This window comes from Serratia sp. YWN4, from assembly GCF_055790845.1.
The window spans coordinates 5038511-5051067 of record NZ_CM147696.1 but is presented as its reverse complement, the minus strand read 5'-3'; the positions used below and the strand labels follow the sequence as shown (position 1 = coordinate 5051067).

The window sequence follows — 12557 nt, the reverse complement described above, 5'->3', positions numbered from 1 at the left end:
GTCTGTTACTCGAAAAAAACTATCGGCCAGCAGAATATCCCAACGAATGAAAGGGTTCATTTTATTACTCGTGTTCGTGTGTTGGTTGGCCAGTAAAATTGTCAATCAATGCAAGAGAAAGTGATAAAGAATATAATCTGGTCTTTTTAAATTATATGTCTATAAATGTTGTTTTTACAGTCAGATATTAAATGGTTCTCTTGCATGATTAAATTTTTCAGTTTGATACTTCTTTTAATTACTTTCTTCGCAAATGCTCAGGAGTCATACTCATCAATTGACTCTATGATTAGTCATTTTTATCAAAAAAGCGATATGACAGAGTATCCGTGGGACAGGAAAAAAAGTAATGGTGATGTTATAAATTATACACTGTGTCATAATGAGCTTTTTAACTCAAAGCGCCAGCAGTTTATTATTGTTATGTGCCCAAATATGTGGCAGGCAGAAACTGAAAATAGACCAGCCCCTACAGATATTTATATAGTTGAAAATACAGGGAAAGAGTATATTTTAATCGTGGCGGAACAGAATGTTGAGGCTGATTTCTCGGAGTTGATTGATATCGGGAATGGTAAAAGAGCAATTCATTTATCCAGCGATGAAAGGAATCCGAATGAGGAGTATTCGCAGAGTTACAGTAACCTTTCTATTATTTCTGGCAACAAATTAAGACGAATAATTGAGTGGAAATCATTTTTGGATAATACAGAGTTTGTAGATCCCAATAATCCTACCACGCGTGCTGACTCCGTAATGGTTGAGAACAAAATAACAAGAGTGGACAATAGTAATAAATATGTAGACTACTATCCGTTAACGATAACTTCCGTTGGATGGAAAGGTGAGAAAAAAATCAATAAAAAGTATCGTATAAATTATTCATCTAAAGAAAAGAGGTATCTAGTTCCTGCTGAGTTAAATAAAGGGTTTTAAGAAAAGCCTCAATAACCCTACTTTTTTAACTTATCACATGAATAATCTGCATGGTTAGGTTTTATCCTTGTGTCAAGGTGGCAATTACTTTAACATTTTGTGTTTTTTAATGAAAATGCTAATGCGGAAACTTTTTGTGTCAAAAGTAAAAGAGCTCTGATGATCCAAGGAAATAATACACTGACTCAGTATGGTATGCCTTTAACCATTAATGGTTGCAGTGTGAACTGGGTAGTGGCTATTTGATTGATGTTAATACAGGTGGGATTGATAGTGGATATCAAAATATTGACTTGGATAATGAGGCACTTTTTGAAAAGTCTAAAAAGGATGAGAGTTGGTCATTTAATCGATACCCTTAATTTATACCCACTATCACATGCCAAGAGTAGTTAATTTTTTGCTTTTATCGGTAGCACCGATTATGCCATCCATGCAAAATAGTTTCATTTGGAAGATAAAGCTGTCTTTGCAACTAAATCTCCATCGAGAGTCACTGACAGCCTTCTGATTCAAAAGTAAATATAGATAAAGTTAACCAAAGCTAGGCTGTGTCCCTCAATTACATATTCGTCGTAAAAACAGCCGAATACAGCCCAGTTGAACCATCGACAGGTAGTTCCTCGCCGTCTTTTCATAACGTGTCGCTATGCGGCGGTTTTCTTTCAGCAAACCAAAGCTTCTTTCTACAACATTGCGCCTACGATAAATCTCTTTATCAAATCGGGTTCGTCCATCTGTACTGGCCTTCTCATTCGACTTATGCGGAATAACGACCTTGATACCACTCCGCTTTAAGTCACTACGTAATGCCTTGTTTGAATAGGCTTTATCAGCGAGAACGGCCTTGCCTCGACGCTTCATAAAACCATTTTTTCTTAGAACGCCGATGCCATCTAATAACCGTAGCGCAAACTGACTTTCATGAGCTTGACCCGCACTCAGCACGATATTTAAAGGGAGCCCGTTTCCGTCTGTTGCCAGATGGATTTTGGTGCCATAACCGCCTCGTGAGCGACCCAGGCCATGATCACTGGCGATATCGGGATGTTTTTTTGGGCACCGGCAGCACAACGCATTGCACGAATATTGCTACCATCCAGAGAGATAGCCGACCAGTCGAGCAGCTTATGCTCATCAAGAATGGACAGTAACTTATTGAATATAGAGTTAATGATGCCTTTTTTTGCCCACCGGTTGAAACGGTTGTAGACGGTTTTCCATGACCCATAGCGTTCGGGTAAATCACGCCAGGGAGCCCCAGAGCACAGCACCCAAAACATGCCATTGATGACTTTACGGTGTTCACTATAGGGATGCCCAGGGCGCTGAGAGCGTTCTGGAGGTAATAATGGCAGGATGAGTGCCCATGCAGCATCAGGAAGATCGTAGCGAGCCATAGCGATAACTGTTTGAAAATTAGGTGATCAGTATACCATTTTTAATTGAGGGACACAGCCTAGGATAGTATCTGACAGGGCTATTTTTCATGTTAATTCTCAACGTGATAGGGAAGTAAGACGATGAAAGGAATTATTCGTATCGGTGATAAAACCACCCACGGCGGTGCCGTCAAAGCGGGATCGTCCACCATGACGTTCGGCGGCATCGGCGTTGCCCGTCTGGGGGATCCGGTCTCGTGCCCCGCTCACGGGAAGACCGTGATCAGCGAGGGGCATGCCACGTTCTGCGATAACGGGATCCCGGTGGCCTTTCATGGCCATCGCTGTGCCTGCGGATGTACGTTGATCTCTTCCCTGACCCAGGCCACAGCGAGTTAATCATTATGCCCGTCAGATTGGATCGTCTGCCCGGATTGGCCCCGCGTCCGGTGTCTCCCCGTTGGTGGCGCTGGCTGGGTGTGTTCCCCTGTTTCCTGCTGGTCGGGGTGGTGGTAACGGTGTTATGGGGCGGAGAGTCACTCGCCCGTCAACCGCTGCTGTTCTGGTCACTGGCGTTGGGGATCCCCGCTCTGGGCTGGGGCCTGTTGGCGGCGGGGCGCTGGCTGGTGTATATCGGCCAGCATCTGTTGGCCGATGGCTGGGATGCGCAGCGTTGGCAGGTGTTGCTACAGCAGACCCGACAGGGCCGCCGCTCGTTGCAGGTGTTGGGGGCGGTATTGCACACGGCACACCGCAATGAACAAGATTCGGATATGCAGCTTTCGTCCCTGATGCACAATGAAAGCGCCTTGCTATCACAACCCTCCTGGCAAGGTCAGGCGGCAGTGCGGCATAGCCAGTTGTCGCAGTTTGAGGGTGAGTCATCGGAAGCGCTAACACAACGTCTGCTATTTTCCGTATTCATGAAGCTTGCTGAAACGTTAGCCCCTCTGGACGAAACCGTTCCTCTAAAGCTGATTGTCGAATCGAGTACCGCGTTATCTGACGAGGCATTGCAGCAGGTATGGCAAACCGCCTGGGACGATGCGGGTATTACCCACCCAATGAGCCGGATTGATGGTGTGGGATTGTCAGGGGTGGATGACTGGCTGGACAACCATATTCATGAAGCAGCGCTGTTGGTTGTGGTGGCGCTGCAGATCCATCCCCAGCAACCTGAGATGACTGCCGAATCGACCGTCGGGCTGATTTTCGGCAACCGCTTGACCCAGACCGCACTCTCCCCGCTGGCGTATCTGCACCGCCCGGAGTTCGCCTCCGAGGCCCGGCTGGAATACGCCACCCGTCAGGCGTTGGACTGGGTGCCGATGTCTCCCGAATCAATCAGCCATGTGTGGCTTTCTGGCCTGCGCGATGAGAATACGGCCTTGCTCAGCACGGTGATGGAAACGGTGGCGTTTTCGGTGACGCGTGAGCAGGGAATTTACGATCTGGGGGCCTCGTTGGGGCAGCCCGGCTGTGTAACCCCCTGGCTGGCCATTGCTGCGGCCACACAGGCTGCTCAGTTGACACAGAAACCCCAGTTTATCTTCAGTGGAGTATCAGCGCCTGAGACTGGCGTATGGAGTACCGTGATTTCCCCCCCTTTATCCCCGCAGGAGATAACGCAGTGACGCGTACCTGGACCCGTTCTTACTTCTGGCCACTGGCCGTGGTTGTACTACTGATTACCGCCGTCCTGAGCTGGTTGCTCCGGCGCGAGCCGGGCCTGCTGGGCCTTACCCCTGGCGGTGATGCCCACCGTTACTGGCAATGGGGCGTGCCTGGCGTCGCGTGTCTCGTCCTGATGCTGATGGGCGTCTATTACGCAGTGGTTCGCCGCGCCGGTCGCCAGGCCTATGAAGTACAGCGACACGCCCTGAAAGGGGACGACCATAAGGATATCCCTGACGCGGTGCCGGTGTCTGAAGCGTCCACGGCGTTTGACGGGATGCGCCGGCACCTGCGCCAACGCCAGGGCTTTTTCTGGCGGCGCAAGACCCGCATTCTGCTGGTCGTAGGGGAACTCGAACAGGTTGAGGCACTGGTGCCGGGCCTGACCACGCAACATTGGCTGGAAGGGCGTCATACCCTGTTGCTGTGGGGAGGACGCCCACAGGACGAACTGGCGGAGCCATTGCACCGAATATTGCGCACGTTGCGTCGCCGTCGTCCGCTGGACGGGATTGTCTGGGCACTGACTGAAGCACAAAGCCAGAAGTCTACCGCCCTGGACAACGCCTGGCGTCAGTTCCAGCAACAGGGCCAGCGCTGGCACTGGCAGGCTCCGCTGTACCTGTGGCAGGTGGTTGACAGTGACTGGCCACAGTGGGAACGGCCGACCCAGTCGGTGGGCTGTCTGTTGCCCTCACGCTGCACGCCAGAGCAGATGGCCGGGCATCTGCAGACCCTGGTGACCCCGTTGCGCCGTGAGGGGATCGCACAGATGCGGGAAAACATCACACATGATTATCTGTTGCGCCTGTCCCAGACCCTGGTGCAACGGGGAATTGACCACTGGTCACGGGCTTTGACCCCGTTATTGCGTGACTTCTCCCCGGCGTTGGCGTTGCGTGGCCTGATGTTCAGCCTGCCGGTGGCTAAAACCGAAGACGGCTCGCCACATGGCTGGTTACCCGACCCGGTCTGGCAGGGCGTTCTTGAGGATAACCGCGCCCGGGGCCGTCGTGTCGGGTTCTCCTGGGAACAGAGTGCGTATGCTGGTCTGCTGGGGCTGATGTTGTTGTGGGGGGCGGGCAGTCTGCTGTCGTTCTTGACCAACCGTCAGCAAATGGTGACCGCGCAGGCGCAACTGGCGGCCATTCAACAGCAGGCGGCCCCGGATGAGCAATTACTGGCGTTGCGGCAGGTACAGACGGAACTGGAGCGTCTGCAATTTCGTGTTGAATACGGCACCCCCTGGTATCAGCGTTTTGGGTTGAGCCAGAACGAGGCATTGCTGAATGCCCTGTGGCCGCATTTTACGCAGGCCAACAACCGGTTGATCCGTGATGGGGCGGCGGCCAAATTGCACCAACAACTCAGCAAGCTGGCCGCGCTGCCGCCTGAAACCCAGGAGCGTATCGCGCTGGGGCCTAAGGGGTATGATCAACTCAAGGCCTACCTGATGATGGCGCGGCCGGAGAAAGTCGAGACCGAGTTCCTGCTCCGCGTGCTGGCCGAGAACGACACCGCCCGCACGGGCGTGTCGCCGGGCGTCTGGCAGGCCGTGGCCCCGGATTTATGGGGCTTTTATGCCCGCAATCTGGCTACCCATCCCGAGTGGCATATCAAGCCGGATGCGGCCCTGGTGGCCCAGGTGCGGCAATTGTTGCTCCGGCAGATGGGGCGGCGTAATGCCGATGGCGCGTTATATCAGAAAATGTTGCAGTCGGTGGCCAACAACTATGCCGATCTGACGTTGGCTCAGATGGTCGGGGATACCGATGCCCAGGCGCTGTTTACCACTCAGGAAGTGGTGCCGGGGATGTTTACCCGTCAGGCCTGGGAAGGACAGGTGCAAAAAGCCATTGAGACGGCCGCGACCGCACGGCGCGAAGAGATTGACTGGGTGCTGAGTGACAGCCAGCATCCGGTGTCTGACGATGTGTCGCCAGAAGCCCTGAAGGCCCGGTTGACCGAGCGCTATTTCAGTGATTTCAGCAATGCCTGGCTCAACTTCCTCAACAGTCTGCGGCTGAACAAGGCCGCCAACCTGTCTGACGTGACCGACCAACTCACCCTGATGGGCGATGTACGGCAGTCCCCATTGATTGCGCTGATGAATACCCTGGCTTACCAGGGGCAGACCGGCGCGCGCAGCGAGGCGCTGTCGGATTCGCTGGTGAAGTCCGCACAGAACCTGCTGCATAAGGACAAACGACCGGCGATTGACCAGGGCAGTGAGGGGCCGACCGGCCCACTGGATGGCACCTTCGGTCCACTACTGACCCTGATGGGCAAAGGCAATACCACCGGGGTGATGACCGCCGACAGCTCACTCAGTCTGCAAACCTTCCTGACCCGCCTGACTCGGGTACGTCTCAAGCTGCAGCAGGTGGCGAACGCCAACGATCCGCAGGAAATGACCCAGATACTGGCGCAGACGGTGTTTGAGGGTAAGAGCGTCGATCTGACTGATACCCAGGAGTACGGCAGCCTGATCGCCGCCAGTCTGGGATCGGAATGGCGCAACTTTGGCCAGACCCTGTTTGTGCAACCGTTGAACCAGGCCTGGCAGACCGTCCTGCAACCGTCTGCTGCCAGCCTGAACAGCCAGTGGCAGGCCTCGATCGTCACCAGTTGGCGTGCGGCCTTTGACGGGCGCTACCCGTTTGCCGCGACGCGCAGCGATGCCTCGTTGCCGATGCTGGGGCAGTTTATCCGGGCGGATTCGGGGCGGATCGACCAGTTCCTGACCCGCCAGTTGGGGGGCGTGCTGCACAAGGAAGGTAACCTGTGGGTGCCGGACAAGGTGAACAGCCAAGGATTGCGTTTCAATCCGGCGTTCCTGCAAGCGGTCAATCAGCTGAGTCAGTTGGCCGATATTCTGTATACCGATGGCGGCATGGGGATCCGTTTTGAACTGATGGGCAAGCCGGTGCGTGACGTGGTGGAAACCACCTTCAATCTGGATGGACAGAAGTTGCGTTACTTCAACCAGATGGAAAGCTGGCAGAGTTTTAACTGGCCGGGGGCCACAGATAAGCCGGGGGTGATGTTGACCTGGACCAGCGTCAACGGCGGGGCCAATTTGTTTGCCGATGAACAGGGTAACTGGGGGCTGATCCGTCTGCTGGAAAAGGCCGCCATCACGCCGCTGGATGACGGTGACACCCGTTATCGTCTGATCCTGAACACCCCGGACGGGACGCCACTGACCTGGAATATGCGCACCGAACTGGGGCGCGGCCCGCTGGCGTTGCTGAAACTGCGTGGCTTTACCCTGCCAACGCAGATTTTTGATGTCCAGGCCGAAGCCGCGCCGCAGTCTGGGGCTGACACAGTGGATAACCCGATCGAGGAGTAACCCGGAATGAAGACCCTGCATCTGGCTCAACGGGCATTTTATTCCATTGCCGACCCGAATCCGGCGGTGTTCAAAACGCTGGACAGTTGGCGTAAGCCCGACCCGTCACAACCCTGGTGTTTTATGAGTTTTGCACAGTGCAATGGCTGGTTGAACGACTACCTGCAGCGGCATCCGATCCCCGACACCGGTATGCTGTCGAAAGCCTCCCTGAAGCGTGATCAGCCACATGTGGCGTTTATGACGATTGCTGCCTGGCGCACCGGGAAATCCATTGTGCGTTGTGATGGCGATCTGTGGGATGCGCTGCAGAAGACCGGGTTGAGCGAGGATCTGCCCGGTTCGCTGCTGTGCCGTTTGCCGTTCTGGGGGTTGTATCTGGAACTCCCGGCGGAAAGCGTGCCGTTACCGCTGTTTGAAGGGGATGGGCTGTTTGCTGACGGGGTGTTTATTACCCTGACAGACCCTGCCAGTGAAGATTGGACGGCGGAACTGCTGGCCATGGTGGTCTCGGCCACCCCGTCGCCCCGAACTGGCGAGATCCCGATGGCCACAGTGGTGCTGCCTCTGTCTGATCCGCTGGGGCCATTATTGGCCGAGGTACCAGAAGGAACGACCCGCGCCTTTTGGCAGGCTATTCTGCCGCTGCTGTTTTATCTCTGTTCGGAGGGGGCTGACTGGGGGGACCGCCAAGCTCCGCTGCGGCCTGAACCCAAGCAGGTCCGGCGGCAGGGTCCGCGTTTTTTTGCCCCACCCAATCCCGAAATCCTGGCCGTAGGCCCACGGGTCGGGGCGGCTCTGCGTCAGTTGGGGGTCTGGTCGACGTCGTCGACGGCGGCGTCTGCCGGTCACACCGGACGCAAGGTGCGGCCACATATTCGTCGGGCGCACTGGCATGGTTTTTGGCGGGGGCCGAAACAGGCCGACGCCGAGCGTCAGTACAGTGTCAAATGGGTGGCTCCGGTGGTGGTGAACGCCCAGGATGACGAGGCCTTGCAGGCCGTGGTGCGCTACCTTAAATAGCCGCTGCGTCTGCTGAGTGGACGGGTGACGCTGGATCCGCTACGGGCAGCGGTGTTGTGTGGAGAAATGGACCCTAATCAGGGATGGAGTGCGATACGGTGATGACTGAAATTGTCGATACAATCATAACTGCTGTTGTCAGTGGCTTGCTTACCACCGGGCTCAAGTGGTTTAGGGAAAAACGTAAAAGTCGTTTTGACCGCACTGACAGTGACACACGTCTTCGGGTGTTCAACGAGATGGCGTTGCTACAAAAAAAGAAGCCCATGACGGATTTTGACCGGCTCAAATTTAAAGCCCTGTGCGAGCAGATTGGGCTCTGTTATCCGCTTTCAGTCTGCCAGGCCTTGTTATCGTTTATTTCGCGAGAGGATTTGGCGATCTCGGATCCCCGGCTTAAGGCTTTCTTGGGTTATACCCATATCCTGAAGATCACCTCACAAGAGGTGTTGCTCAGTCAAACCACCTTTATACGGCAGTGGGTGACATGGGTAGTCTGTTTTATCATTCTCGCCGGAGCAACCTGGTTGGGAGGGACGTTGACATGGTCAGAAATCACGGTGCCGACAGGGGATAAAAAACAGCAGGTTATCGCGTTGGCTTTCTTTGCATTCTATCTTTGGATGGGAGGTTGGGGTGCCTATCTTTGTGCGAAAAATATCAGTGACCTCCATCATGTCCGCGCATTTTTGGCTGATTTCTCGCCTTATCTGCAGGAAAGCTGTCGAACACGTTCCCTTGAAAGTCCCTTACCGGACGCCCTGTCTGTCAACATCACTCTGCGAGCGCGTGACATCATGCCAACATTGGCCATCGCCACCGGCGTATTATTATTGAGGCGTTTATGGAAGATTTAACCCTGCGCTATTTCGAGGCCGAAATGCGCTACCTGCGTGAAGCCGGTAAAGAGTTCGCCCAGGCCCACCCGGATCGGGCGGCGATGCTGAACCTGGACAAGGTGGGGGCCAGTGACCCCTATGTCGAACGCCTGTTTGAGGGTTTTGCTTTCCTGATGGGGCGGCTGCGGGAAAAGCTGGATGATGATTTGCCCGAGCTGACCGAAGGGCTGGTCAGCCTGCTGTGGCCGCATTACCTGCGCACCATTCCCTCGTTGTCGATTATAGAACTGACGCCCGATCGGCAACAGATGAAACACAGTGAAAACCTCGGGCGCGGGTTTGAGGTGATGTCACAACCGGTGGGCGCGCACCAGACCCGCTGCCGCTATACCACTACCCAGGAGATGACGCTGACACCGCTCAGCGTGGCCTCGGCAGGCATGGCTACCGAGCCTGACGGGCGATCGGTCATTCGGCTGCGGTTTGCCTGCGGGGCGTTGACTGACTGGAGCCAGACGGATTTAAGCCGTCTGCCGCTGTACCTGAATGCTGATGCGCCGGTGGCCTGCGCACTGCACCGGGCGTTCACGCTGCAGGCGCAGACGCTGTACCTGCGGCTCCCCGGGCAAACCGATCGCCAGCGCCTGGACGGGCACTTCTCTCCATTGGGGTTTGGCGAGCAGGACGGGCTGTGGCCAAAAGGAGAGAGCGCGTTCAGTGGTTATCAACTGCTACTGGAGTATTTTACCTTCCGCGAGAAGTTCATGTTTGTGGCCCTCAACGGGCTGGCGTCATCGGCATTCCCTCAGGGCATGCCCTGGTTTGAAGTGGATGTGGTGCTGGACACCCTGTGGCCCCATGATTTGCCGTTCAATACCGACAATATCCGTCTGCACTGTGTGCCGGTGATCAATCTGTTCCAGTTGGAGGCCGACCCGTTGACGCTTTCGCCGCTGGAGAGCGATTACCTGCTGCGCCCAATGCGCCTGCAGGACGGGCATACCGAAATCTATTCGGTCAACAGCGTGACCTCGTCCAAACATACCGGGCATCAGCATTACGTCCCGTTCAGCAGTTTCCGCCATAAGGGCGGCATGTTGCGTTCCGAGGCCCCGGAGCGTTATTTCCATACCCGCGTCAAACGCGGTGTGAACGGATTGCACGATACCTGGCTGATCCTCGGGGGCGAGGCGTTTGACAGCGACAAACTCGGTACCGATGAAAGCCTGTCGCTGACGCTGACGGGCACCAACGGCCAACTGCCGCGCACCGCGTTGCAGAGTACCCTGCTCGATACGGTGGTGCCGTTCGCCCAGAGCGGCCTGAAGGTACGCAATCTGTGCCAGCCGACTATGCCCTGTTATCCCCCGAATCGTGACCGTTTCCACTGGCGGATATTGAGTCATCTGGGGTCGAACTTCCTGCCGATGATGGACAATGCCGAGGTGTTGCGCGGCACGCTGGCGCTGTACGACTGGACGGAGAATGAGATGAACCGTCGCCGTCTGGCGGCGATTGTCGATGTCAAACACCATCTGATACAGCGCTTTGAAAGAGGCTTCCTGCTGCGGGGTGTGGACATTGAAGTTACCCTCGACAGCAACGGCTTTGCCGGCGAAGGGGACATCAGCTTGTTTGGCGAGATGCTCAGCCGCTTCTTTGCGCTGTACGCCGATATTCATTTGTTTAACCAGCTTACGCTGATACTGCAACCGTCAGGGACCTGTCTGCGATGGAAAGAGAACCACAGTCAGCGCATACCCGGCTGAAAAACAGCGGGTTTGTTGAAGCCCTGGCCGGGCGGATGTCGTATGCCAATGTCTACCGATTCTGCCAGTTACTGGAGCAGGCGCTGCCGGACAACCCGCCGCTGGGCAGTACCGCCCACCCGGCGGATGATCCGGTGCGCTTTCGGCCGCACCCCGGCATGGGGTTCCCGGTCAGTGAACTGAAGGCACTGGAAACCGATCCGGATCATCCCGAACGGCCGGCCACCGTGCGTACCACCTTTCTCGGCTTGTACGGGGTGGATTCCCCGTTACCGACGTCGTATCTGGATGACATTGCCCAGCGTCGGGAAGGACATGAAGCGATTGAGGCGTTCCTCGATATCTTCAACCACCGGATTTTCACCCAGTTCTATCGTATCTGGCGTAAATACTCCTACCCGGCCACCTTTGTGTCGGGCGGGACTGACGCCACCTCACAATGCCTGCTGGGGCTGATTGGTCTGGGTATTCCCGGTACCGCCAACCATATTGCCACCCCGGTGTCCCGTTTCCTGGCGCTGCTTGGGGTGATGCGTCTGCCGACCCGCACGGCGGAAGGGGTGGTGGCGCTGGTCAAGCTGCTTGCCCCGAACACCGTGGCGACGGTGACACCGCACTGCCCGCAAAAAATCCGACTGGCCCAGCCGGCCAGCCTGTCGAAAATCCCCTCGGTGAGTCTGTCTCAGGGGGCGGTATTGGGCGACACCGGGATTGATGTCAACAGCCAGTTATTACTGTTGCTGAGTACCGAGGACACGGCAGAAGCCCAAGGTTGGTTGCCGGGCGGGCAGTTACACCAGGATTTGCTGGTGCTGCTGCGGGTGTATCTGGGGTGGCGTTGCAATGCCCGATTGCAGCTGCGACTGCCGACCCACAGTTTACCGGCTCCGGTGCTGGGTGAACCTCGGGTACTGCTGGGGTTGACCGGTATACTGGGCGTCGGGATGTCGCCGCCCCCGGCTGCACTGCCGGACAGCATCACGGTCAGTCTGGGCCGTTATCAGGGATTACACCTCAATACCAAAAACAGGGAGAGTCAGTATGTCAATTACCGCTTTTAAGTCACCTCTTGCCCTTGTCGTGGCCGTTGCGCTGCTGAGTGGCTGTGGTCTGACACAAAGCGTGGTGGAGGGGACCAAGTCGGCCACCAAATCAGTTTTCTACAAGCAGATCACCACCCTGAGACTGGATTTTACCGGGCGTGCGGCGTTGAACCGGGACGACGAGGATATGACGGCGTTATCGGTGCCGACAATGGTACGGGTCTACCAGTTGCGTGACAGCAAAGCGCTGGAGAAGGCCACCTATCAGGGCGTGCTGAACGAGGGCGATGCCCTGCTGCAGGCTGACCTGCTGGCCTGGCGTGAGGTGGTGGTAAAACCGGGGGACGGAGCGACGCTGGACATGACGCTGGATAAAGACGCGAAATTTGTGGCGGTGGTCGGGATGTTCAGGATGCCGGACACGGCAAAGAACACCTGGCGGCTGGTGATCCCCCGTGAACAACTGGAGCCCGATCGTGCCCGGGTGATAGAGCTGGGTGATAACACCCTCAAACTGCAACCGCTGAAGGAGTAAG

General features: G+C 55.7%; 10 protein-coding genes. 9 read left to right on the top strand and 1 reads right to left on the bottom strand.

The genetic code is table 11. The annotated features are described in order from the left end of the window. Positions 1-204 precede the first annotated feature (204 nt). Positions 205-936, top strand: coding sequence for a hypothetical protein (locus ACX9GT_RS23265; RefSeq protein WP_473188921.1), 732 nt, complete (start codon positions 205-207; stop codon positions 934-936). 558 nt (positions 937-1494) lie between these two features. Here ACX9GT_RS23265 and ACX9GT_RS23260 read toward each other — a convergent pair. After that, positions 1495-2336, bottom strand: a protein-coding gene (locus ACX9GT_RS23260; protein WP_473188083.1) for an IS5 family transposase whose coding sequence is annotated in 2 segments (ribosomal slippage) — positions 1495-1994 and positions 1994-2336 — 843 coding nt in all. Because the reading frame shifts where the segments join, the coding sequence is not laid out codon by codon here. A gap of 123 nt (positions 2337-2459) precedes the next feature. On the opposite strand from ACX9GT_RS23260, the gene ACX9GT_RS23255 reads away from it, so the two are divergent. The 8 genes from ACX9GT_RS23255 to tssJ all read left to right on the top strand — a co-directional run bounded on the left by ACX9GT_RS23255 (position 2460) and on the right by tssJ (position 12556). Then, on the top strand, positions 2460-2717 hold the full coding sequence (locus ACX9GT_RS23255) for a PAAR domain-containing protein (protein ID WP_473188920.1): 258 nt from the start codon (positions 2460-2462) through the stop codon (positions 2715-2717). A gap of 5 nt (positions 2718-2722) precedes the next feature. Further along, positions 2723-3952 (top strand): hypothetical protein, encoded by a 1230-nt coding sequence (locus ACX9GT_RS23250; RefSeq protein ID WP_473188919.1) that lies wholly within the window; start codon positions 2723-2725, stop codon positions 3950-3952. Then, positions 3949-7347, top strand: coding sequence for an ImcF-related family protein (locus ACX9GT_RS23245; protein ID WP_473188918.1), 3399 nt, complete (start codon positions 3949-3951; stop codon positions 7345-7347). Before ACX9GT_RS23250 ends, ACX9GT_RS23245 begins: the two co-directional genes overlap by 4 nt. Before the next feature lie 6 nt (positions 7348-7353). Next, entirely contained in the window at positions 7354-8370 is a 1017-nt protein-coding gene (locus ACX9GT_RS23240) for an AcrVA2 family anti-CRISPR protein (RefSeq protein ID WP_473188917.1), read from the top strand. Between the two features lie 101 nt (positions 8371-8471). Continuing rightward, complete coding sequence (locus ACX9GT_RS23235) at positions 8472-9227, top strand: hypothetical protein (protein WP_473188916.1); 756 nt, start codon at positions 8472-8474, stop codon at positions 9225-9227. Next, complete coding sequence (tssF, locus tag ACX9GT_RS23230; RefSeq protein WP_473188915.1) at positions 9215-10978, top strand: type VI secretion system baseplate subunit TssF; 1764 nt, start codon at positions 9215-9217, stop codon at positions 10976-10978. The genes ACX9GT_RS23235 and tssF overlap by 13 nt, the downstream gene beginning before the upstream one ends. Further along, complete coding sequence (gene tssG, locus ACX9GT_RS23225; protein ID WP_473188914.1) at positions 10942-12039, top strand: type VI secretion system baseplate subunit TssG; 1098 nt, start codon at positions 10942-10944, stop codon at positions 12037-12039. The genes tssF and tssG overlap by 37 nt, the downstream gene beginning before the upstream one ends. After that, the gene (gene tssJ / locus ACX9GT_RS23220) at positions 12020-12556 is read left to right on the top strand and encodes a type VI secretion system lipoprotein TssJ (RefSeq protein WP_473188913.1); all 537 of its coding nucleotides are present in this window, start codon (positions 12020-12022) and stop codon (positions 12554-12556) included. Before tssG ends, tssJ begins: the two co-directional genes overlap by 20 nt. Position 12557 lies beyond the last annotated feature (1 nt).